At 65.1% G+C, this 22,002-nt stretch carries 18 protein-coding genes and 1 other RNA gene; 7 read left to right on the forward strand and 12 right to left on the reverse strand.

The window, feature by feature from the left end; all coding sequences use genetic code 11:
- Window positions 1–69 precede the first annotated feature (69 nt).
- Together E2I15_RS19965 and E2I15_RS19970 are read right to left on the reverse strand one after the other, a co-directional pair.
- Window positions 70–603 carry a chromate transporter gene (locus E2I15_RS19965; RefSeq protein ID WP_137478780.1) on the reverse strand — a complete coding sequence of 178 codons (534 nt, stop codon included), beginning with the start codon at window positions 601–603 and terminating at the stop codon, window positions 70–72.
- Window positions 600–1,211 carry a chromate transporter gene (locus E2I15_RS19970; protein ID WP_057015036.1) on the reverse strand — a complete coding sequence of 204 codons (612 nt, stop codon included), beginning with the start codon at window positions 1,209–1,211 and terminating at the stop codon, window positions 600–602. The genes E2I15_RS19965 and E2I15_RS19970 overlap by 4 nt, the downstream gene beginning before the upstream one ends.
- 127 nt (window positions 1,212–1,338) lie before the next feature.
- Here E2I15_RS19970 and ssrA point away from each other — a divergent pair.
- The 6 genes from ssrA (at window position 1,339) to E2I15_RS20000 (ending at window position 5,092) form a co-directional block, all read left to right on the forward strand.
- Window positions 1,339–1,694, forward strand: a transfer-messenger RNA (tmRNA) gene (gene ssrA / locus E2I15_RS19975).
- Window positions 1,695–1,841: 147 nt separating this feature from the next.
- Window positions 1,842–2,363: an SspB family protein gene (locus tag E2I15_RS19980; protein WP_137478781.1), complete on the forward strand. Its 522-nt coding sequence runs from the start codon at window positions 1,842–1,844 to the stop codon at window positions 2,361–2,363.
- Window positions 2,364–2,530: 167 nt separating this feature from the next.
- Window positions 2,531–3,949 (forward strand): class II fumarate hydratase, encoded by a 1,419-nt coding sequence (gene fumC, locus E2I15_RS19985; protein ID WP_170991495.1) that lies wholly within the window; start codon window positions 2,531–2,533, stop codon window positions 3,947–3,949.
- Window positions 3,950–4,223: 274 nt separating this feature from the next.
- On the forward strand, window positions 4,224–4,412 hold the full coding sequence (locus tag E2I15_RS19990) for a DUF4169 family protein (RefSeq protein WP_137478783.1): 189 nt from the start codon (window positions 4,224–4,226) through the stop codon (window positions 4,410–4,412).
- Complete coding sequence (locus E2I15_RS19995) at window positions 4,409–4,684, forward strand: ribbon-helix-helix domain-containing protein (protein WP_016841077.1); 276 nt, start codon at window positions 4,409–4,411, stop codon at window positions 4,682–4,684. Before E2I15_RS19990 ends, E2I15_RS19995 begins: the two co-directional genes overlap by 4 nt.
- 54 nt (window positions 4,685–4,738) lie before the next feature.
- Complete coding sequence (locus tag E2I15_RS20000; RefSeq protein WP_137478784.1) at window positions 4,739–5,092, forward strand: VOC family protein; 354 nt, start codon at window positions 4,739–4,741, stop codon at window positions 5,090–5,092.
- A gap of 122 nt (window positions 5,093–5,214) precedes the next feature.
- Here the strand turns inward: E2I15_RS20000 and E2I15_RS20005 are convergent, their stop codons facing one another.
- Together E2I15_RS20005 and E2I15_RS20010 are read right to left on the reverse strand one after the other, a co-directional pair.
- Entirely contained in the window at window positions 5,215–8,934 is a 3,720-nt protein-coding gene (locus tag E2I15_RS20005; protein ID WP_137478785.1) for an AsmA family protein, read from the reverse strand.
- A 201-nt stretch (window positions 8,935–9,135) separates the two neighbouring features.
- The gene (locus E2I15_RS20010; protein ID WP_028332498.1) at window positions 9,136–10,368 is read right to left on the reverse strand and encodes a cytochrome P450; all 1,233 of its coding nucleotides are present in this window, start codon (window positions 10,366–10,368) and stop codon (window positions 9,136–9,138) included.
- 154 nt (window positions 10,369–10,522) lie between these two features.
- On the opposite strand from E2I15_RS20010, the gene E2I15_RS20015 reads away from it, so the two are divergent.
- On the forward strand, window positions 10,523–11,134 hold the full coding sequence (locus E2I15_RS20015) for a TetR/AcrR family transcriptional regulator (RefSeq protein ID WP_137478786.1): 612 nt from the start codon (window positions 10,523–10,525) through the stop codon (window positions 11,132–11,134).
- A 4-nt stretch (window positions 11,135–11,138) separates the two neighbouring features.
- Here the strand turns inward: E2I15_RS20015 and E2I15_RS20020 are convergent, their stop codons facing one another.
- From E2I15_RS20020 to E2I15_RS20055, 8 genes are all read right to left on the reverse strand, one after another.
- Window positions 11,139–12,431, reverse strand: a complete 1,293-nt coding sequence (locus E2I15_RS20020) for an MFS transporter (RefSeq protein WP_137478787.1) — start codon at window positions 12,429–12,431, stop codon at window positions 11,139–11,141.
- 170 nt (window positions 12,432–12,601) lie between these two features.
- Entirely contained in the window at window positions 12,602–13,240 is a 639-nt protein-coding gene (locus tag E2I15_RS20025; RefSeq protein WP_137478788.1) for a hypothetical protein, read from the reverse strand.
- Complete coding sequence (locus E2I15_RS20030; protein ID WP_137478789.1) at window positions 13,200–13,841, reverse strand: hypothetical protein; 642 nt, start codon at window positions 13,839–13,841, stop codon at window positions 13,200–13,202. Before E2I15_RS20030 ends, E2I15_RS20025 begins: the two co-directional genes overlap by 41 nt.
- A gap of 41 nt (window positions 13,842–13,882) precedes the next feature.
- On the reverse strand, window positions 13,883–17,122 hold the full coding sequence (locus tag E2I15_RS20035; protein ID WP_137478790.1) for an AAA family ATPase: 3,240 nt from the start codon (window positions 17,120–17,122) through the stop codon (window positions 13,883–13,885).
- Between the two features lie 224 nt (window positions 17,123–17,346).
- Entirely contained in the window at window positions 17,347–18,093 is a 747-nt protein-coding gene (locus E2I15_RS20040) for an ABC transporter ATP-binding protein (RefSeq protein ID WP_137478791.1), read from the reverse strand.
- Entirely contained in the window at window positions 18,074–19,873 is a 1,800-nt protein-coding gene (locus E2I15_RS20045) for a branched-chain amino acid ABC transporter ATP-binding protein/permease (RefSeq protein WP_137478792.1), read from the reverse strand. Before E2I15_RS20045 ends, E2I15_RS20040 begins: the two co-directional genes overlap by 20 nt.
- Complete coding sequence (locus E2I15_RS20050) at window positions 19,873–20,730, reverse strand: branched-chain amino acid ABC transporter permease (protein WP_018273004.1); 858 nt, start codon at window positions 20,728–20,730, stop codon at window positions 19,873–19,875. The genes E2I15_RS20045 and E2I15_RS20050 overlap by 1 nt, the downstream gene beginning before the upstream one ends.
- A 19-nt stretch (window positions 20,731–20,749) precedes the next feature.
- Window positions 20,750–21,946, reverse strand: a complete 1,197-nt coding sequence (locus E2I15_RS20055; RefSeq protein WP_246668050.1) for an ABC transporter substrate-binding protein — start codon at window positions 21,944–21,946, stop codon at window positions 20,750–20,752.
- Between the last annotated feature and the right edge of the window lie 56 nt (window positions 21,947–22,002).

Genomic DNA, 22,002 nt, shown 5'->3' on the forward strand with positions numbered 1-22,002 from the left:
GTCCCGCCCGTTTTGATTGAATGGCTTGGCTTGTGGTGCGTTGACCGAAAGCCTTGCTAGCGATTTTCGTCAGATAACGCCAGCGAAACCCAAGAGGCCTCCGGCCAGCAACATCCACAAAGGGTTGATCCGCGTCGCGAAAGCAAGCGCGGCCGCGACAATGGTGATCAGGACCGCGATCCAACTTTGGTCTGAGGTCTGCGCCACGATCAGGCCAGAGGCCGCCATCAGACCGATCGACAACGGAACCAGTGCCGCCTGGATCATCGCCGGCCAGCGCGCGTCGCGCGAGCGATCGAGGAAACGGCTCACATAATAGGCAAGCAGCGCGGTCGGTCCGCACATCGCCACCGTCGCGGCCAACGCCCCGGCGACGCCTGCGACAGAGTAGCCTATCAAGGTCACGATCAGCACGTTCGGCCCCGGCGAGAGCTGCGAGATCGCGAATACGTCGGCGAACTGCTTGTCGGTCAGCCAGTGATGCACGTCGACGGCGGCACGGTGCATTTCGGGAATCGCCGAATTGGCGCCGCCGACCGCAAACAGCGACATCAGGCCGAAGGTCCAGACCAGCGCCGCGATCGGGTTGGAGTCCGAGCTCATGCCCGCACCATGCGGCGGGCCAGGACCGTGGTCGCGATGCTGAGCGGGATCGCCACCAGCAGCACGATCTGGAGCGGCCACCGGATCAGTCCGATCGCGACGAAAACCGCAGCCAGAATGACGAGGCCCGTGACGTCGCGCCGCTTCAGGAGCGGCATCATCATCTTGAAGACGACGGCGAACAGCAGCCCGACCGCGGCGCAGGCGACGCCGGCGAGCGTCCTGCGCAGCACGTCGATGTCGCCGTAACGGGCATAGAGCGCGGCAAGGATGGTCGCGATCACCATCGGCGGCCCGACCAGCCCGGCAAAGGCCGCGAGCCCGCCGGCTATGCCGCGAAAGCGCGAGCCGAATACGACCGACAGGTTGACGATGTTCGGACCTGGCAGGAAATGGCACAGCGCGAAGGTCTCGTTGAACTCCTCCGCGGTCATCCAGCGGTGCTGCTCGACGATCGCGCGCCGGGCCCAGACCAGAACCCCGCCGAAGCCGGCCAGCGACATCTTGGCAAAGGCCAGGAACAGCTCGAGCAGGCCGGGCTGGTGGGGCGGAGATGGTGCGGAGGCGTCCGGCGCCGGGGCGGCAACCGGCGGAGAATCCGGGGGCATGGACAAAACCTAGAACGGCGCCGGGACAGCGCCAAGATTCTTGGCCAAGATTCATGGCCAAGATTCCTGGTCAAGAGCCTGGCCACCCCAAATCGGCGGGTTTTCACAGCCGAAAGGGCCTGAATCGGCTCTGTTTTTCTAAGACTTTGCCGCTATATTGGGGGTGCCGGTTCGCCGGCTATGGAAATAAATGACCGTCGCAATAAACCATTCGGACCCGGGGGCGGTACCCGGCGCCTCCACCAAAACCCATCCGTCGCGGTGGTTTTCGGCGGGGGCGAAATAGGATCGACGAGGGCGTAAAGGGCGTGTTTTTTCTCGGTATGGTTCCGCCGACATCGGGCCAATGCAATAGTTGCCAACGACAACTTTGCTCCGGTTGCTCAGGCTGCGTAACGCAGTTTGAAAGACCATCTTAAAGTCCTAGCGGGTTAAGCTCCGCTAGGCGGGGTTCGGAGGCACCTGGCAACAGAAGCCTCCACTTTATCCCTTGTTTCCCAATCGGGCGGCCCGCCCGCATTTCAGTGCCGGCCCTGCTGATTTCCGGCTCCCGGCGGGGTAGCATGGGAGAAGGGCGAGTCGGACGGTCCGGCGCCGCCCTGGCGGGCATTTCGAAGCGACAGGATCACCATGGCGACCGATCACATCCGATATGACGTGCTGGCGCGCGATGCGCTGCGCGGGGTGCTGCGCCGGGTGTTGTCCGACGCCGCCGAACATGGCTTGCCGGGCGAGCATCATTTCTACATCACCTTCCTGTCGCACGGCGACGGCGTGAAGCTGTCGCCCCGGCTGCTCGCGCAATATCCGGAGGAGATGACCATCATCCTGCAGCACCAGTTCTGGGATCTGGTGGTGACCGAGGATCGCTTCGAGGTCGGCCTGTCGTTCGGCGGGATTCCCGAGCGGCTGACCGTGCCGTTCGCCGCGGTGACGCGCTTCCTCGATCCGTCCGCGCCGTTCGATTTGCGCTTCGACGTCTCGGACGCACTGTCCGAAGAAGCCCCTCCCGCCACGGTGCCGGCCTCTCCCCTGCCCGCCCCTGCGGTCCAGACAACGGCCGAGACCGCGAGCGCCGAGACCGAGCAGGAGCCCGCGAAGCCCAGCGAAGGCGCCGAGGTCGTGCGGCTGGACCGCTTCCGCAAGAAATAATCTAAGCGCAGATCACGCCTCGACCTTGTAGGATGCTTGCCGCGATCGGGATGACAAATCGTCATCCCGGCCTACCTTCTGCATGAACGTGCCCTTCGCGCGGACGCTTTCGCGTTGCCGCGCTGGGTCACGTTTTGATGACGCAACGGCAAGCATCCACGGAAAGCATGATGGCTCGATCGACGATCCCCTCCAAGGCAAAGACCCGCAGCGAGACCGACAGCTTCGGTCCGATCGACGTTCCCGCCGACCGCTATTGGGGCGCGCAGACCGAACGCTCGCGGCAGAATTTCAAGATCGGCCACGACCGGATGCCGATCGCGATCGTCCATGCACTCGGCATCGTGAAGCTTGCGGCCGCGGAGACCAATCGCGAGCTCGGCCAGCTCGATGCGCGCCGCGCCGGCGCCATCATCCGCGCAGCCAAGGAAGTGATCGAAGGCAAGCTCGACGACAACTTCCCGCTGGTGGTCTGGCAGACCGGCTCGGGCACGCAGAGCAACATGAACGTGAACGAGGTGATCGCCAACCGCGCCAACCAGATGCTCGGCGGCGAGCTTGGCGCCAAGAAGCCGATCCATCCGAACGATCACGTCAACATGAGTCAGTCGTCGAACGACTCGTTTCCGACCGCGATGCATATCGCCGCAGCGAGCCGCATCGTCGCCGATCTGATTCCGGCACTCACCGAACTGCATCGCGCGTTGCGCAACAAGGAGAAGGCCTTTGCCAGGATCGTCAAGATCGGGCGCACCCACACCCAGGATGCGACGCCGCTGACGCTCGGCCAGGAATTCTCCGGCTACGCCGCGCAGGTCGAAAGCGGCATCGCGCGGCTGCGCGTCGCGGTGAAGGATCTGTTTCCGCTCGCGCAGGGCGGCACCGCGGTCGGCACCGGCCTCAACTCGAAGCCGCGATTTGCGAAAACCTTCGCGCGCCACGTCGCCAAGATCACCAAGCTGCCGTTCACCAGCGCGGCCAACAAATTCGAGGCGCTGGCTTCCAACGATGCCTATGTGCTGGTGCACGGCGCGATCAACTCGGTGGCGACCGGCCTGTTCAAGATCGCCAACGACATCCGCTTGCTCGGCTCGGGCCCGCGCTCGGGCCTCGGCGAGTTGATCCTGCCCGAGAACGAGCCGGGCTCGTCGATCATGCCGGGCAAGGTCAATCCGACCCAGTGCGAAGCCATGACCATGGTCTGCTGCCAGGTGTTCGGCAATCAGACCACGATCACCGTCGCCGGCAGCCAGGGCCATTTCGAGCTGAACGTGTACAAGCCCGTGTTGGCATACTGTATGTTAAATTCCATTCAGTTGCTGTCTGACGTTGTCCGCTCATTTACCGAGCATTGCGTTGTCGGAATACGCGCCGACGAAAAGCGCATCAACGAACTGATGCAACGATCGCTGATGCTGGTCACGGCGCTCGCACCGAAGATCGGTTACGACAACGCAGCCAAGGTCGCCAAGTCGGCGCATGCGCGCGGAACGACACTGAAGGAAGAGGCTTTGCGGCTCGGATTTGTTTCCGCGGATGAATTCGATCGCCTCGTGCAGCCGGACAAAATGACACACCCGGGCTAAAGCGAGGCGCGCATTGTCCGGATAATTACGGTCAGCGCGCGTGATATAATTATGGATCATAACGCCTAAAGACTAAGGCGCGTTACCTATGAGCTCTGCGCTGGCGCGTGGTACAGACGTCTAGTTTTCGCAGAGCGAAACGGATTCTTTGATGCTATCAGAGCATCAAATGGGGATTCGGGATGAATATCGAGCCGGGCGCGTAGTGCAGTCGCTCTTGTTTTCGTCACGATGCATCACCAATTCCGCTCTGGGGACGATGAGGACGACGAGCATGGGCGACGTGGTCAACCTGAAACGATTCAAGAAGCGCGGTGAGCGCGAACAAGCAGCGAAGCAGGCCGAAGCCAATCGTGCGCTATTCGGTCGCACCAAATCCGAACGAGCGCGTCACGAATTTCTCGGCGAGCGCAACGCGCGTGCGCTCGATCAGCACCGCATCGAAAACGGAGACGCATCATGAAGTCTCCCGTCGTCAAGCGCTCGATCGTCGTCGCCGGACACAAGACCAGCGTCAGCCTCGAAGAAGCCTTCTGGAATGGCATGAAGGAGATTTCCGGTCTGCGGAACATGACGCTGTCGGAGTTGGTCGGCGAGATCGACAACAACCGTCAGCAGGGCAATCTGTCCTCCGCGATCCGGCTCTTCGTGCTCGACTACTTCCGCTCGCGCGCCACGCCGGCGGTGCCCGCGGATGTCAGGCCGCAACAGGTCGACACACGTCAGCAGGCCTGACGGCCTCTCCGACCGTCGCCATCGGCAGACGGTCGTTCCGACGCGGGCTTCAGCATGAAGGTCAATCGGATCGTCGCGAACGTTGCCGCATCGGACACAGCGGCAGCGAAGTCGTTCTATCGGGACCTGCTTGGCCTCGAGCCACTGATGGATTTCGGTTGGGTTGCGACTTACGGCTCATCCGAAACAATGCAGGCTCAAATCAGCTTCGCTTCCGAAGGCGGCTCCGGCACGCCGGTACCCGATCTCTCGATCGAGGTCGATGATCTCGACGAGGCCCTGCGCCGAATGAAGGCAGCCCGCATCGCGATCGAATACGGACCGGCGGACGAGCCGTGGGGTGTGCGACGCTTCTTCGTCCGCGATCCCTTCGGCAAGCTGATCAATATTCTCCAGCACCGATCGTGAGCCGTTTCTAAAGCGGGATGAGTTTTGGTTGAATCGGCTTGGCGCGATCTCGGTTCACCTCTCCCCGTTGGGGAGAGGTGAACTCTCGACGCCGTTCCAGCTCAACCTAATCTCATCATGCTTTAGTTCTGCATCGCCGGCCGCGGCGGCGGATTGGCGACCTGCGGCGTCAACGACAGTGGCGGTCGCAGCGGCCTTGACTTGGCTGCGCCGGGCACCGGTTTGACCTCGATCGGCGGCGGCAGCGGCGCCAGCTGCGGCTGACTCGCAACCGACGCGGGCGGCGCAATGGCGGGCGCGGTGGCGACCGGTGGGACAGTCGGCGGCCGCGGCGCAACGATCTTCGGCTTCGCCGGCACGCGGCGCGGATCGGGGCCGGGCCCCGGCAAGTTGGCGGAAGGCAATCCTGTCGAATTTGGGTTGGACGTATCCGGCGCCGGCTCGGCCGGATGCGGAAGGGCCGTCGGGGTCGGCGGCGGCGCCGGTTCGCCGCGCTCGATGGCGTCGAGCCGCTTGGTCTCCCGGTCGATCGCGCGCACCGCAAGCCACGACGACAGCGCTGCAATGTCGATGCTGCGCGACAATCCGTCGGGCGTACCCACGGCAAGCAGCTGGATCTCCGGTCGGCTGTTGGCCGTGCCGACCTGCGTCGACGCCAGGGCGGCGCGAATGTCGGCCTGGTCGGCCGGAATGTCGTAGCCGCCGGATACGATCGCATTGGCGCCGTTCGCCGCAAGCGTGGTGGCGCCGACCCGGAGGCGGCCGTCGCGGATGTTGAAGGGGATTTGCGCCGAAGCAATCGACAGCGCGCCACCCGCGAGAGCCGGTTCGACGATCTGCCGCAGCCGCGTGTCGTCGGTCGCCTGCCCGGAATCGCTGGCGCGGATCGCAACCTCGAAGGCGCGCGGATCGAGACCCGGAAGGCTCAGCCCCTCCAGCGTCACGGTGCCGCTGCCGGACAGCGCGCCGGTCAACGCCGAGGCGCTGCGGCCCTGCGTCAACAATGTCATCTGCATCGAGGCGCGTCCCTTGGGCATCGCGAGACTGCGGTAGCGCAAGGCCGAACTGTCAATGCCGGACAGCTGCACATTGGCGCTGAGCGCCAGTCCGTTGGCGCCCTGTCGCGCATCGATGGTGGCAGTCGCCTCGCCGCCGCCGATCTTGCCCTTGATGCCGTCAAAGGTCAGCGACTGCCCGTCCGACCTGATGGTGCCGCGGACCGGCTGCAGCTCGGCGCCCCCCGGCAGCAGACCGTGCAACGCTTCGAACGTGACCTTGCCGCGCCAGGCGCTCGTGAGCCCTTGGCCGAGCGGCTCCGTCGCATCGTGACCGGCCGCGCCGATCGCAGCCGCGAAAATCGGCGCCAGCGTGATCTGATCGAGACCGACTTCGCCGTCGACGCTCTTCTGATCGGCGAGCGTCAGCGCCAGATGGCCGCGCAGCCGTGAACCGGCGATGATGCTGTCGAGATCGTCGAAGCTCAGCCTGTCGCCCGCGAGCGTCAGCTTCGACGACAGACGGATGTTTGCGACCGGATCGGCTGGTTTCAGATTGAGCAGCGGACTGATGTCGGCGCTGCGAACGCGGAGGCTGATGCTCGATTTGCTCGCACCGGCCCCATCCATTGTCCAAGGCTCCGCGGTCCCTTCGGCATCCGCGTCGAGCCCTGCGCCCCAGAGCCTTGCCTTCAGCCGCAACGGCGCGCGCCAGGCACCGCTCAATGTACCTTCGAATTGCGTCGCGCCCGCACCGGCCGCGACCGCATGGTCAAGCCCAAGCAGCGCCAGCAAAGCATTGCCATCGCCGGCCGAGAATTTCATCTCCGCTGTAACCTCGTTGCTGCGGAGTGCATCGAAATCCAGCGCACGGATCGCAGCCACCTGCGGCGTCGCCGAGATCACCGTATTGCCCTTGAGTTGCGGCGTGTCGAGATCGAGCGTCGCGCGCGCGGTGACGCGATCGGCGGCCTTGCCCTTGCCGAGGTCGAGCGCGAACCGGGCGCGAACCGGGCCGGCATCCGCGCGGAGCACGCCAAGCCGCGCGGCCAACGCCGGCGCGAACGGCTGAACCACAGCGGTCAGCCGGCCGAGCGACGCGGCGGTCGCGTCGACGGCAAGCTTGCCGGTCGAATTGGCACGGTCGAAATTGCCGCTGCCGTCCAGCGTGACATTGTCGGGCTGGCCGATCTTGACGCGCTCGAGCACGATACTCTTCGCGCTATAGGCGATCTTCGCCAGCAGCGGCCGCAATTCCTGCCCGGAAGACACCGCGCGCCCGACGTCGAGCGACAGCTGCGCCTCGTCGGGCCATTCGCCTTGCGGACCGGCCAGCGAGCGGATCAATGCCGCGGTCGCGTCGAGATCGAGCCGATCCGCCTTCAACTGCGCCTCGACCTTCGAGCCGCTGGTTGCCTCGCGGTGGGTAACCGCGACGCGGCCCTCGAGCGTGCCGCTTTCGATCTCCGCCTTCATCGCGTCGATCGAAAAGCCTGATGGCGACACCATGACGTCGCCGCGCAAACGCAGCGGCCTCTGGCTGCGATAGGTGGCGTCGCCGCGCCCCTGCAGCCAGGTCATCAGCGCGTCGGGATCGGACGATTCGATGTTGAGCGCGGTCTTGAAGCTGTTCGCGGCTCCGGCTTGCGCGCTGGCACCGCTCATCGAGACCCGCGTGGATCCCGGCGCGCGAAATTCCAGCCGGCGCACTGTCCAGGATTTCGCATCCGATTGCAGCTCCGCCGAGATGTCCTGCAACGGACGGCCGCCGAGCATGATCTGCTCGGACGCGAGCTCGACCTGCGCCGGTATCGGGCTTTGCGGAAGACCCGACAACACCGCGCGCATGGCCGGCAGCACGCGGACCGGCTCGACGTTGCCATTGTTGCTGTCCTTGGCACTATCCTTGGCGGCAAACTTGTCGCCGTCGAGCTGCCGCGCCGTAAGCGAGGCGCGCAGCAGCGGCGACGCACCGAAACGCAGATCGCCATTGCCGGCGAGCTTCAGCGCACGGTCCTCGGCGCCATAGCTCACGTCGATCTGGTCGAGCCGCGCCGCCGAATAATCCGATTTCACCTTGGCCGCGATCCGCCACGGCGGCGCATCGCCGCCGCGCTGACCGGGCGCACCCGCCAGCGTCAGTGTGCCCTCGAACCGCGGCGCGCGGGCCTCGAAGGTCAGGATGCCGTCGAGATCGGCCGACACCGGACGCTGCCCGGGATCGATGCTGAAGTGCAGGCGGGTGCCGCCGCCATCGGCGCTTTGTCCCGAGGACACCCGAAACGGGTAGCGGTTGCCATCGAACATGAAATTGCCGTCGCCGCGGATCGCGCCGGCAAGCGAGCGGACGTCGCCGCTGAAGGCAATGTCGTTCAGCTCGAGCGTGCTGCGGCTCGCGGCATCATGCAGCGCGATGCGGCCGGTCAGGTTGAGCCGGTCGATCGCCAGCGAAGCGAGGTTGAAGCTCCCGCTCGACGGCGACCAGTCGATCCGCCCTTTCGGGTCGAGCCCGAGATCGAGCGACACGCCGTTGATGGTGAGCTCGTTCGCGCGCCACTCGCCGCGCATCAGCGAGCTCAGGCTGAACTCGACGTCGAGATTGGCGGCCCGGACCTTGCCGCGGTCGTTGGCGCCGCCGACGGTGACGGTCTTCAACCGCAGCGAGGGTGCCGGCAGCAGACGCGCGTCGAGATTGCCGGCGACGCGGACCGGCACGCCGATGATCTTGGACGCCTCCGCCTCGAACTGCGGCCGGAACTGGTTCCAGTCAACGAAATACGGACCGACCAGCGCCGCGACCAGTGCAAGAATGAAGGCAATTGCCAGGCCGAGCAGCGTCGTCTGCACGGTGTCTCCCTTTGAGCCAGCTCCGCGGCAGCCTCCTCATGCTGAACCCTTTGCCAACCTTTGGCCGGAGCACCCCAAATATAGAGACAAGTACGGCGAAGTCACAGCCGGTTTACTGCTGGGACTTCGGACAGATAGTGGATTTCCCGTTCAAGCGTGCGTGTGCTCGGCCCCGCCGCGGATCGCTGCCGCGCGGGAACGTCACCAGCTCGCCGGCAGCCGCTTCAACCCGCGCAGCACGAAGGTCGGCCGCCACTCCGGATTTTCCGCGTCATCGAGCCGCAGGTCGGGAATCCGGCGCAGCAGCGTCGAGATCGCGATCTCGGCCTCGATCCGCGCGAGCTGGGCGCCGAGGCAGAAATGGATGCCGCCGCCGAACGACAGCGGCTTGACGTTCGGCCGCCGGATGTCGAGCCTTTCGGGGTGATCGGGGTAGACAGCCTCGTCGTGATTGGCCGAGCCGAGCAGGCACAGCACGCTCTCGCCCTTCGGGATGCGCTTGCCACCGAGGTCGTCGATGTCCTCGAGCGCGACACGGCCGGTCAGTTGCACCGAGGAATCGTAGCGCAGGAACTCCTCGATCGCATTGGTGATCAGGCCGGGATTGGCCTTCAGCAGCGCGAGTTGGTCCGGGTTGCGGAACAGCGCCAGCAGGCCGTTGCCGATCAGGTTCACGGTCGTCTCGTGGCCGGCGCCGAACAGCAGGATGATGTTGCCGGTCAGCTCCTCATTGGTGAGCTTCTGGCCGTCCTCTTCGGCCTGCACCAGTTGGGTGGTGAGGTCGTCACCGGGCTGCTTGCGGCGCAGCTCGAACAGCTGATGGAAATACATCGCCGCCATCGCATTGGCGGCATTGCCCTGCTTGATTTCCTCGGGTGTCAGCGGCACCGGCTCGAGGATACGGCCGCCATCGCGCGAACCGTTGTAGAAGGCCTCGCGGTGTTCTTCGGGGATGCCGAGCATGTCGCAGATGATCGTGACCGGCAGGCGGAACGCGAAATCCTCGATCAGGTCCATCTTGCCTTGCGGAATGATGCGGTCGAGCGTCTCGTCGACGACATGCTGGATGCGCGGACGCATGTCCTCGACCCGGCGCGCGGTGAAGGCCTTGACCACAAGGCCGCGCAGGCGGGTGTGGTCGGGCGGATCCTGCTGCAGCATCCAGTGGCTCATGCTGCGGAAGACCGGCTCCTCCATGATCTTCGGACCGTAGCGGCGGATCGAGCGCTCGGCAAAATCCTTGCCGAACCGCTTGTCGCGCAGCACGAGGCTCGCCTCGGCGTGCCGGCTGGCGACGAAGGCGCCGTGCACATTGACATGCATCGGATCGAGGCGGCGCAGCCGCTCGTAATACGGATAGGGATTGCGAATGAATTCGGGCGCCAGTGGATTGAAAAGCGGCTCGCCGCTCGCCGGCTGAACTTGCTCGTTCATGGTGACCTCGTTCGCTCGCTGCGCCGGTGCAAGCAGCCTGGCGCGCCCTGGTGTCATCCTCAAGACCGCATCATCACGGATGCGGCTGTTCTGGTTCTCGAATGCAATTCGATACACTCTTGTATCGAGTTGCATTCTGCCCTAAAATGCGCCGATGTCAAGGGTTCGAACCAGACCGACACGGGACGACACCTGCGAGAAGCTGTTCGAGGCGGCGGCGCGGGTGTTCGAGGAACAGGGCATCGGCGGCGCCAGCATCGAGGCGATCGCGGCCGCGGCGGGCTTCACCCGCGGCGCCTTCTACTCGAACTTCAAGAGCAAGGACGAGCTGATCTTCGCGATGCTCGAGGATCACGTCGAGCAATCGATCCGGCGCAATCTCGATTTGCTCGCCCGGCACAGCAACCTGGCCGACTTCCTCGAGGCGCTGCGCACCATGGATCGTAGCCGGCAGGATCCGCTCGGCCGTTCCCCTCTCCTGCACATGGAGATGATCCTGTTCGTGGCCCGTGCCGAGAAGCGCCGGCCCGAGCTCGCCAAGCGCTTGCGCGCGCGGCGCAAGCTGATCGCCGACATCGTCACGACTGCGCAGAGGAATAGCGGCAGGAACGGCAGACTCGATCCGGACTGGACCGGAGCGATCGTGCTGGCGCTGGAAGATGGTTTCCGCCTGCACCGCCTGATCGATCCGGAAACCACCCCCGCCGACAGCTGCCTGCGCGCGATCACCGACCTGCAGCGCGCGATCGGCGTTTCGTCGGCCTGACGCGTCAGGCCGCGCTTGCGACCTTGTGCATCTGTCCGGCGACCGCGCGGACCTTGCGGGGCGAGGCCTGCCAGATCGCAAATGCCGACAGCAGGCTGACGGCGATCCCGAGCAGGAAGGCGCTGGTGTAGCTGCCCGACAGATCATAGAGCTGGCCGGTGATCCAGGGGCCCGCAGCGCCGCCGGCGAGCGCAGCCAGCATCACAGTGCCGAAGATGCTGCCGTAATGCTTGCCCTGGAATATCTCCAGCACGACCGGTCCCATCACCGATGTCAGGCCATAACCAAGCGCGCCCTGGGTGAAGACCATGAGATAGATCAGCGCCATGTTGGGCCAGTATTTCAGCGCGGCGAGCGCGGCGAAGCAGATCACGAAGCCGAAGCAGGATATCGCCCACACCCATTCCCGGCCGATGCGATCGGAGAGATGCCCGAGCCAGATCTGGCCGGGAATGCCGAGCAGGCTGACGACGCCAAGCGCCCAGACGCTGACGCTGGAGCTGAAGCCGATGTCGAGCAGGAATTTGGTCTGGTGCACCTGCACCGCGTACCAGATGTACAGGCCGCAGAAATAGCCGATCGCAATCCACCAGAACCGCGCGGTGCGCAGCGCACGCGGCAGCGTCCAGTCGGTGCCGGCCCACACCGGGTCGACGATATTCGACGCCGGCCTGGCTGACGTCGCCGTCGGCGCGGCATCGCCGTCCGGCTGCAGGCCGACGTCCTCCGGCCGCTTGTGCAGCAAGAGATTGATCGGCGCGAGCACGACCAGCACCACGATCCCCATTGCGGTGCAGGCGGTGCGCCAGCCGGTGTGCTCGATCATGTGCTGCACCCATGGCAGCAGCGTCACCGAGCCGATGCCGACGCCGGCGAAGGCGAGCCCGATCGCAAGTCCGCGACGGCGGAGGAACCAGTTCGGCACGAACAGCGATTGCCCGGAATAGCCGAGGCAGACGCTGCCAGCGCCGACCAGCACGCCGATCGTGAGATAGAGGTGCCAGGGCTGCGTGGTCAGCGGCGCCAGCAGCAGGCCCGAGCCCATCAAGAGCACGCCAAGCTCCATCACCGCGCGCGGACCGCCGCGGTCCATCAACCGGCCGATCAGCGGACTTGCGATCGCCGAGGCGACAAAGCCGAACGAGAACGCGCCCGCCGTGATGCCGCGCTCCCAGCCGAATTCTGAGATGATCGGCGGATAGAACAGCGAGAACGCCGTACGCGCGTTGACGCCGATCGCCATGGTGACGAAGGTCACCGCGACGATGATCCAGCCGTAGAAAAAGGGAAGTCGCATCGGACGCAGCATTCCATCCGCAACGGAACAGGCTGGACCGGTGCCGTAGCGGACTTTGGGCAGCCGGCAGCAGGCGCTGCCGCCAGCCAGATTTCAGGACGACCTGGAGACAGAAGGGCCGACGCATCCGTCGACCCTTGCCGCCACAATCAACCGCCGTGATCGCCTCGTCAACGCTTGCGCGGACGCTTGGCGGCCTTTTTGCCGACCTTCTTCTTGCTGACGGCCTTCTTCTTGGCAGCGCCCTTCGCGCCGCCCGATTTGCTCCGCCCGAAGGATGGCCTGCGGAGCTCAAGGTTCGGCCAGGCGATCGGCTGTTCACCGCTATCGGTATCGTTGTCGCCAGGCGGATCCTCCGCGCTGTCATCCATCGGTCCCTGCACGACCAAATGGACCAGATATGCGTTGCCGGCGCCATTCAGGTAACCCGTGAGCGGCTCGTTATTGCTCGGAAACAGGTGCGGATAGGTCACTACGCTGTTTTCCTCGACCGAGAACTTCACGGCCTTGATCGCGGTTCGGGTCATCGCGTCGCCCAGGATCCTCTTGATCGCGTCCTGCGTCTCCTCAGGCAGCACATGGTGGAGAAAGAAGAACCATTTCCGCTTGGCGTCATCCTTCCCGTAATCCTTGCTCGGATAGGCACCGATGCGGAACGCCACGCGCCGTAGCCTGTGGCTCGGATCAAACAGCTTTTCTTTTTTGTTGTGCTTGCGAAGAGTAGCCAGATCCTTGCCACTGAAGAGCTCATTCAGCCGGTCCACGATTTCAGCATCGGGACCGCTGCCGACGGGAAGTAGAGCACCCATTTGTCGTCTCCCTTTGTGCAATTTGTTTCAGTCGTAAAAACTCGGACAGATAGCACCGCGGAATTGCCGGCGCGGCCTCCGGTCGAACCAGGACATGTTTGCGCCTTGGCCAATGATCGGCCCAGCACACGCTCGGGCCACGCTTGCGAGCTCTCCGGCCGCAGCCGGCAAGCGCAGTCAATTGCTCGATGCTCGATACCGCGCGCTCAATCGAGAGCGTGCGCCGGGTCTGCTTGCGCAGCCGGGCCGCGCCCTTGGCGAGAATCCAGCGGTCCGCCGCGCACTCGCAACCGAGCTCGGAATTGGCGGCGAGCCGGCCGCCTTTCGACAGATGGTGTCCGACCTCGTGAAGCAGGGCGAAAACCAGGCCGTCGGCGTTCATCGCCGCGTGGTAAGCCAGTCCGCCATAGATCCGCACGACGCGGTCGTTGCCACGAATGAAGGCCTGAGCATTGACGGTTGCGCTTCCTTCGTCGAGCTCGAAAAGCAGATCGGGAAACGCGCGCCTGAAATCGGCCAGGATGTCGCAAATGAGCGCGTCCCTGCAAGCGCGGGCGCTTCCTTTGCCGACCGGTTCGCCCGTCACGTTCGCGAACAACATGGGATCATCCGAATGCGATCAGAACAAATTTCACTCGCAACTCAAGTATTATTGGCTTCGTTCGAACTTCGACTCGCTTTGACGGTCTTTCCCGCGCCACCGACAAACGGCGCGAAGATCATTGCGCCGGTCTCGTGAAGCAGCGCGGTCGCGCGATCCAGCTCCTTCGTGCCCTCCTCGACCTCATCGCCGCGCCCGGAGCGCAACAGCAGATCGGCGCGAACCGATCGGGCAAGGCATTCCGGAATGCGCGCGTGCCGCCTGACCGCAACCGCAATCGCCTCGTTGACGGCGGACAACGCCGCCGCCGCATCTCCTTTCAGTCGATAAGCGTTCGCCAGATCGGCGAGAATCCGTGCTTCGTTTTCGAGGCCGGCCTTGCGGGTTCGCGCGAAGTCGAGCGCGGCCGACAGATCCTCGATCGATGATGTGATCCGGCCTGCCACCAGATGGGACAGGCCGCGGCTGGCCTGGGCGTAGACGCGCAGATATGGATTGCCGCTTTTGACCGCGAGCGTGAAGGCGCGATCGGCATGGTGCTGGGCCAGTCCGACGTCGCCTTCGGACCAGGCGAGGTCGACATAGGCGAGGCTCGGAATGACGTAGTGAATGGCATCGACCTGGCTGCCATCCAGTTGCAGCACGCGATCGAGCAGCGGCCGGGCCTCGGACCCGCGCCCCAGCATCACGAGCGTCTGCCCGCGCATGGCGGTCAGCCAGATCTCGACGTCGAATCCAAGCGTCTCCCGGTCCGACTTCACGATCTCCGAGGCGCGCGCCGCCGCCTCCATGTTCATCTGCAGCGCCTCCGACATCCGGCCCGAGAGCCGGAGCGCGTGGCAGAGAATGGCCTTCAGCGTGACCTGGACGCTGGTGTCGGTGCCGGTGTCGGCAAGCGCCTTGGCTTCCAGCACTCGCTGGACATACTCGTCGGCCGAGCCGCCATTCGCCAAGATCCGGCCGTAGGCAGCGTGAATCAGCGTGTTGGCGCGCAGGTCCCCCATCGCGAGCGCGAGGCCGCGGGCTTCCTCGAAATAGATCTGCGCATCGGCGGCGGAAATGCCCTCGCGCCAGCCGAAATTCACGATCTGGCCGCAGGCCATCATCTTCAGATAGTCGGTCATTTGCGACGGGGGCTGGTGCATCAGGAGTTCACGCACCTTCTTCCAGCTTCGCAAAGCCTGACTGGGATCGTTCGCGCCGACCCAGACCGCCGCGCGCATGTGCTGCTGCGCCGCCTTCAAATGTTCGCCGGCATGCTCCCAGTGGTAGGCGAGAAGCGATGCCCGTTCCTCGGCGCGATCCTTGAACAGCTTCTCGATCGCCTGCGCGACGGCCGCGTGAAGCTCGCGGCGCCGTTCGTGCAACAGCGAGAGATAGGCGACTTCCTGGATCAGCGGGTGACGAAACGCGATCAGCCGCTGCTCAAAGGGTGGCACGTCGTAGAGCAGTTCGGCACGTCGCAAATGTCCTACGGCTTCCAGCAGTTCAGGCTTCGCCAGTCCGGCAACCGCATCGAGAACGGGTAGCGAAATCTCGCGACCGGCAACCGACGCGACCTCGAGGGCCCTTTTCGCGTGTTCGTCGAGGCGATCGATGCGCGCCGCGACCACCGCCTGCACGGTCGTCGGAAGCGGGATTGTGTCGATGCCGCCCTTCAGCCGGTACGCGCCCTTCTCGCCCTCGAAGTCGCCGCGCTCGACAAGGGCGCTCATAAGCTCTTCCAGGAAGAACGGATTGCCGTGCGCGCGCTCGACGATGTTCCTGCTCAACAGCGCCAGCGACGGGTCGGCACCAAAATGATCGCGCAAGATCGATTGCGCCTCCGCCGGCCCAAGCGGAGCCATGTTGATCTGGCGATAATGCGATCGCTGCATCAGCGGCGCGGTCAATCCGGCCCTGAAATTGACCAGGAGCATCGTCGTGGTTCCGACCACGGCGTCGGCAAGTGCCTCGACGAACTCCTCGCTCGCCGGATCGATCCAGTGCAGATCGTCGATCAGGACGACCGTCACATTGTCACGAGGTGCGGCGCGCACCAGTTCGCCGACGAAATCGAGCAATTGGGCCTTGCGGGCCTTGGGATCCAGTTTCGGCGCGGGCTGGTGCGGGTCCGCCAGACCGAGGAATTCCAGCAACACGGGTGCCAGATGATCGGAGACCGCCATTGCCGCCAACCGGTCGAAGACACGGCGGCGCGAAACGTCCGGCGGTTCTTCCTTGATGCGAAGGCCGAAAATATCCCGAAGCAGCGCCAGCACCGGCTGAAACGGCGTTGCGCGGCCATGCGCGAGCACACGCGCCTCAAAGACGCGGATGCCCTTGCTGCGACAACTCTCGGCAAATTCAAAGCAAAGGCGGCTCTTTCCGATGCCGGCTTCGCCCACGACGCCGATCACTCGGCCATCTCCCTTGCGGGTGTTCTCGAGCTCGGCCGTCAGCGTGGCAAACTCGTCGGCGCGGCCGGTCAAGGGGCTCAACCGTCGTCCGGTCCGGAATACACCGCTCGACGGCGCATGCTGCAGGCCCCTCAGCCTGAGCACCTCGACGGGGGCCGCGAGCCCCCGAATGGCCTGCTCGCCAAGCGACTCCACCTCCACGAACTGTTTCGCGACAGCGTAGGTTTCTCTCGAGACCAGAATGGTGCCGGGCTCGGCAAGCTGCTCCAGTCGGCTGGCGAGGTGCACGTTCGCACCCGCGGCGTCATAGGTTTGATAGATGCCGTGCTCGATGGCCTGGAAGACGACCTCACCGGTGTGGACGCCGACGCGAATTTGCAGATCGACGTCATGCAGCCGCTTGATATCATCCTGCATCGCCAACGCCGCGAGACAGCCCCGAACGGCGTGATCCTCATGAGGCTGCGGGGCGCCGAACATCGCCATGACGCCGTCGCCCTGGGCCTTGTTGACGACGCCGCCGTAGCGGTGAACCGCCTCGTTCATAAGGTCGAGCACCGGCTGCAAACGCCGCATGCCCAGTTCGGGATCTCCGAGGCTATCGATGATGCCCGTCGAGTTGCTGATATCGGCGAAAAGAATCGTGAGGCGTTTCCGCTCCCCACCCTTGGCGTGCAGGCTCCTCAGGGCATGCTCGTGCGACGGCTGCGCCTGGGTCGCGTCAATCGCCGTCGTCAGCGCAGCGCCGCACTTTCCGCAAAAGCGGCTGCTCGATCCGTTCAGGTGGCCGCAAGCTTCACACGTAGTTCCGAGAGAGGCGCCGCACCCTTCGCAATACTCATTGGTCGCCCTGTTCTGACAACCGCAACGCAAACATTGCATCGTAGGCCTCTTGAAGAGAGCTGCAGACGCAGGCAACCGCAACAAGTCTTAAAAACAACGCGACAATGATCGACAATCGGGTATCGCTGTGAAGCTTAGCAAAGCCGCTTGCACCTGTCGTGCCATTTTATGGCGCACGTCCAGATTGCGCCACAATGGCAGCCGACGCTGTATCCGATCACAAGTTGCGCGGCTGTTGGCGTCGAGCACACAGGTTGTATTGGCTAGGTCTGCAACGCGTGGCTCTCATGACCGAAATAGGCGCGCTCGAGCCGGTGCGCGAGGTCGCTCTCTCCGGTCGGCGCCTCCAGCGCGATCGCGCCCTGCACCAGCGCGTAGACGCGATCGGCGCAGGCGAGCGCCTTCTCCAGCAGCTGCTCGACCAGCAGCACGGAGGTGCCCTGCTCGCGCAGCCGGCCGATGACGTTGAGGACCCGATCAACCAGCACCGGCGACAGCCCCGCGGACGGCTCGTCGAGCATCAGGAGCCGCGGTCGGCGGACCAGGCCCTGCGCCACCGTCAGCATCTGCTGCTGCCCGCCCGACAGCGCGCCGCCGCGTTCATGCCGCTTCTCGGCGATCTCGGGAAAGAACGCCAACGCCTCCTCGATGCGCATGGCGCGCTCGGCGCGCGGCAGGTCATAGCCTGCGAGCAGCAAGTTGTCGGTCACCGAGATCTGCGTGAACACGCGATGTCCCTCGATCACATGCACGAGCCCGGCCCGCGCGGCATCGCGCGGCGTCGCGTTGGTCATGTCGCGGTCGCCGAACCGAACCTGCCCGGCAGTGACGGGCAACAGTCCTGACATCGCGCGCAGCAGCGTGGTCTTGCCGGCACCGTTCGGCCCGAGCAGCGCCACGACCTCGCCGGCGGAAATCGTGACGTCGATGCCGTGCAGCACACGGATCTTGCCGTAGCCGGACTCCAGCGCATTGACCGCGAGCAACGGTTCAGCCGCCGAGATAGGCACTGACGACCTCCTTGTGGACGCGAATCTCCGCCGGGGTTCCCGCCGCCAGCGTCCGGCCGAGATTGAGCACGGTGACCTGGTGGCAGATATCGAAGATCAGATCGGCATGGTGCTCGACCAGCAGCACGCCGGTGCCGCGGCCGCAGACCGCCTTGATCAGGCTGGCGAGCCGCTCGATCTCGTCATTGGAGAGACCCGCGGCGGGCTCGTCGAGGAGCAGGAAGTCCGGATCGAGCATCAGCGCCCGCGCGATCTCGATGAAGCGCAGCTCGCTGTGCTGCAGGCGATCGGCGCGTATGTCGGCGAGCGCCTCGAGGCCGACGACGCCGAGCAGCGCGCGCGCCTTGGCGGCGAGCAGACGCTCGTCGGCGCCGTTGCGCGGCAGTGCGAGCATCGCCTCGACGAAATTGGCCCGGCCCTCGATCGAGCCGCCGATCATGACGTTCTCCAGCACCGAGGCTTCGCCGATCACGCGCGGCGTCTGGAAGGTGCGCGCGATGCCGCACGCGGCGCGCTTGACCGGCTGGCCCGCGGCCAGGACTTCGCCGCCAAGCGTCATGGTGCCGGCTTTGGCGGCATAATAGCCCGAGATCACGTTCAGCGTCGTGGTCTTGCCGCTGCCGTTCGGTCCGATCAGCCCGTGAATGGCGCCGGGCGCGATATCGAGATCGAGACCGTCGATCGCCTTCACATTGCCGAAGCTCAGCGCGATGCCGCGCAATTGCAGCGTCTTGCCGCCGTCCCTGCGGCGCACGATGTCGGCGAGTGCAGCGGGGCGCGGGATGATGGCGCGGTTGCTGGCGAGCGGTCGGCGGTTGCGGAAATCGAGCAACGCCGCGATGCCGCCCGGCATCACCAGCACGATCACGAGCAGCAGCACCGCGTAGAGGAAGGTCGACCATGCCGCCAGCGGCGCCGCGATCTCGGGCAGGATGGTCAGGATGATGGTGCCGAGCATCGGGCCGAGGATCGAGCCGCGGCCGCCGATCAGGATCGCGATGAAGAACAGCACAGACAGATCGAAGGTGAAGGCATCGGGCGTGATGTAGGTCTGCAGGGTCGCGAACAATCCGCCGGCGATCGCCGCCAGCGCGCCGGCGAACAGGAAGATCGCGATCAGCATTTTCGGCTTGGAGATGCCGCTGGCCTCGGCGGCGACCTCGGCGTCGCGCACCGCGATCAGGGCGCGGCCGAACCGGCTGCGCGCGACATTGGCGCTCATCCAGGTGGTCAATGCGGCGAAGGCGATGCAGAGGGCGTAGAAGCCCCACGGCGTGTTGAACGGCGCCGGGAATTCCGGACCGGCAATGCCGATCCCGCCGCCGGTCACACTCTGCCAGGCCAGCGCGATCTGGGTCACGATGGTCGCAAAGCCGAGCGTCGACATGGCGAAGTAGAAGGTGCGCAGGCGCAGGGCCGGCAGGCCGACGACCACGCCGAAGATCGCGCCGATCAGGCCGGCGATCGGCAAGGCGACGAACACCGGAATCGCCGGCATCACGTTGCCGGCAACCAGCACGCTCGTCGTGTAGGCGCCGAGCGTCAGCAGCGCGACATAGCCGATCGCAAGATGGCCGGCAAAGCCGACCACCAGATTGAGGCCCGACACCAGCACCCAGTAGATCGCCATGCGGGTGCCGATCAGCACCCAGTAATCATTGCTGACGAACGGCAGCAGCACCGCCGCCACCAGAATGCCGAGGAACGGCAGGACGTGCGGCAGCGCGGCGCGCCATGCGCCGCTATCGGTTCGGGGCGGAGCGGCGGCGACCGTGGTCATCACACCCTCCGCGCGGTCGAGGCGCCGAACAGCCCTTGCGGCGCGGCGAGCAGCACCACGATGAACAGCGTGAACACCGCGACCGAGGAGAAGATGCCGCCGACCAGGAAGTTCGCCGCCTGCTGGAACAGGCCGAGCGCCAGCCCGCCGATGATCGCGCCTCTGTTGTTGCCGAGCCCGCCCAGCGCCACCGGCACGAAGCCGTAGAAGTTGAGCAGCGCGCCGTTGGCGAAGAAGGCGAGCAGCAACTGGCCGCCGGAAAATCCGGCGATGCCGCCGACCACGCCGGCGAGCGCATAACTCGCGACGCGCAGATTGCGCTCGGGCAGGCCGAGCGCCCGCGCCGCAAAATTATCCTCCGCGATGGCGAGAAACGCGCGGCCGACCAGGGTGCGGCGGTAGAGCCATTCGAGGCCGATGATGGTGACAGCGCAGGCGAGGACCGGCAGCCAGAACTTCTCATCGAGAACGCCCTCGCCGAATCCCGCGATGCGCGGGAACGGCTGCGGCTCGGTGCCCCATTTGATCGCGGTGATCTGCTGGATCATCAGCGCGACCGCCAGGGTCGAGAGTACGTAGAGATGCTGGTCGAGGCTCTTGAGCACCGGCCGCACCGCGACGAATTCGGTGATGATTCCGATCACCGCGCAGCAGAGCAGCGTCAGCACGAAGCCGACGGCAATGGGCAGGCCGAGCTTCAGCGTGAACATCGAGCCGAACACGCCGCCCAGCATCGCGAGCTGTCCGGCGGTGAAACTCATCACCCGCGAGGTCGAGAACATCGTGTTGTAGGTGACGCCGACGAGCGCGTAGATCGCGCCCGCCGCGAGACCGGATGCAAGGATCGAGGCCAGCATCGGCTGCGCCCTCGCCCTTCTATGTATACCCCGGCGCCAGCGCGAAGGTGCCGTCCTTGGCGGTAGAGGCTTCCGACATCACGATTTCTTCGGTCAAATAGCCGTTGTGCTCGGTCGGCGAGAAGCGGTAATTGCCGAAATAGCCGGGATAGGTCGACAGCGTGTTCCAGTACTTGATGATGCCGGCGCTGTCGGTCGAGCCGCTTTCGGCGACCGCCTTGGCGATCAGCTCGATGCAGTCGATGCCGCCGGCGACCCACCACAACAGCGTGTCGTTCAGCGCGATGTTGGCCTTGGTCAGGCGCGCGACCAGATCCGCGCTCTTCGGTGGCAGCTTGCCGGCGCCGTCATAGCTGCAGCTCTTGTAGCCGATCGCGTAGACCTTCTTCCAGTTCTCCGGCTTGGCGACCAGGCTCGCAAGCTCGCCCGACGCCATCGAGGGATGCCCGACAAAGGGCACGTCCCAGTTCATCGCGGCGCGGGTGTTGAACATGCGCGCCTCCATGCCGGTCGAGACGCTCCACACCACGATCGCTTCCGCGCCGGCATTCTTGGCGCGCAGCATGTCCGGCGTCATGTCGGGCTGCGTGGCGTCGATATTGGCCTGATAGGCCACCTCGGCACCGTCCTTCTTGAACGCCGCGACGGAGGCGCCGACCGCGGTGACGCCATAGCCGGTGGTGTCGCCGATCACCGCGACCTTCTTCACCTTGAGGATCTTGAGACAATAATTGCGCACGGCGTCGTCCCATTGGTTGTTCGACGGCGCGATGCGGAACGCGTTGGGGAACTTGACCGGATCGATCAGGGTCTCGACCACGCAGGGATGCAGATCCGGCATCTTGGCGCGCGCCATGATCGGCGTCGTCGCCAACGCCTCGCCCGAGTTCAGCGGGCCCCAGATCGCGTGCACCTTGGCCTGGCTGATCAGCTCCTGCGTGGCGTTCACCGCCTTGGTCGGATCGCCCTGGGTGTCGCGCATCACGAGTTCGATCTTGCGGCCCTTCACCCCGCCGGCGCCGTTGATGGCGTCGACCGCGAAGTTGACGCCGCGGTTGAAGCCGACGGTCGGCGCCGAACTCGGACCGGTGATCGCCGCGAGACAGCCGATCCTGATCGGTTCTGACTGTGCGATGGCCGGCGCCGGGAAGGAAAATGATGCGGCGCCCAGTGCACTGGCGCTGCCCAACAAAACGTCACGGCGTGAAACAGCCATGTGATGCCTCCCTGTTCCCTCTCGGCGCCCGTCGTTTGTTGCGGGACGTCCGTTCA

The organism is Bradyrhizobium sp. BR2003, assembly GCF_009720285.1.
GTDB classification, from domain to species: Bacteria; Pseudomonadota; Alphaproteobacteria; order Rhizobiales; family Xanthobacteraceae; genus Bradyrhizobium; species Bradyrhizobium elkanii.

Bases quoted from the DNA above. Each gene is read 5' to 3' on its own strand.
- E2I15_RS20035 (WP_137478790.1), bottom strand. From the start codon at position 17,122: ATGCAATGTTTGCGTTGCGGTTGTCAGAACAGGGCGACCAATGAGTAT.
- E2I15_RS20050 (WP_018273004.1), bottom strand. From the start codon at position 20,730: ATGCTGGCCTCGATCCTTGCATCCGGTCTCGCGGCGGGCGCGATCTAC.
- E2I15_RS20045 (WP_137478792.1), bottom strand. From the start codon at position 19,873: ATGACCACGGTCGCCGCCGCTCCGCCCCGAACCGATAGCGGCGCATGG.
- E2I15_RS20020 (WP_137478787.1), bottom strand. From the start codon at position 12,431: ATGCGACTTCCCTTTTTCTACGGCTGGATCATCGTCGCGGTGACCTTC.
- E2I15_RS19970 (WP_057015036.1), bottom strand. From the start codon at position 1,211: ATGCCCCCGGATTCTCCGCCGGTTGCCGCCCCGGCGCCGGACGCCTCC.
- E2I15_RS20025 (WP_137478788.1), bottom strand. From the start codon at position 13,240: ATGGGTGCTCTACTTCCCGTCGGCAGCGGTCCCGATGCTGAAATCGTG.
- E2I15_RS19995 (WP_016841077.1), top strand. From the start codon at position 4,409: ATGAAGTCTCCCGTCGTCAAGCGCTCGATCGTCGTCGCCGGACACAAG.
- E2I15_RS19990 (WP_137478783.1), top strand. From the start codon at position 4,224: ATGGGCGACGTGGTCAACCTGAAACGATTCAAGAAGCGCGGTGAGCGC.
- E2I15_RS20010 (WP_028332498.1), bottom strand. From the start codon at position 10,368: ATGAACGAGCAAGTTCAGCCGGCGAGCGGCGAGCCGCTTTTCAATCCA.
- E2I15_RS19980 (WP_137478781.1), top strand. From the start codon at position 1,842: ATGGCGACCGATCACATCCGATATGACGTGCTGGCGCGCGATGCGCTG.
- E2I15_RS20055 (WP_246668050.1), bottom strand. From the start codon at position 21,946: ATGGCTGTTTCACGCCGTGACGTTTTGTTGGGCAGCGCCAGTGCACTG.
- E2I15_RS19965 (WP_137478780.1), bottom strand. From the start codon at position 603: ATGAGCTCGGACTCCAACCCGATCGCGGCGCTGGTCTGGACCTTCGGC.
- E2I15_RS20000 (WP_137478784.1), top strand. From the start codon at position 4,739: ATGAAGGTCAATCGGATCGTCGCGAACGTTGCCGCATCGGACACAGCG.
- E2I15_RS20015 (WP_137478786.1), top strand. From the start codon at position 10,523: ATGTCAAGGGTTCGAACCAGACCGACACGGGACGACACCTGCGAGAAG.
- fumC (WP_170991495.1), top strand. From the start codon at position 2,531: ATGATGGCTCGATCGACGATCCCCTCCAAGGCAAAGACCCGCAGCGAG.
- E2I15_RS20030 (WP_137478789.1), bottom strand. From the start codon at position 13,841: ATGTTGTTCGCGAACGTGACGGGCGAACCGGTCGGCAAAGGAAGCGCC.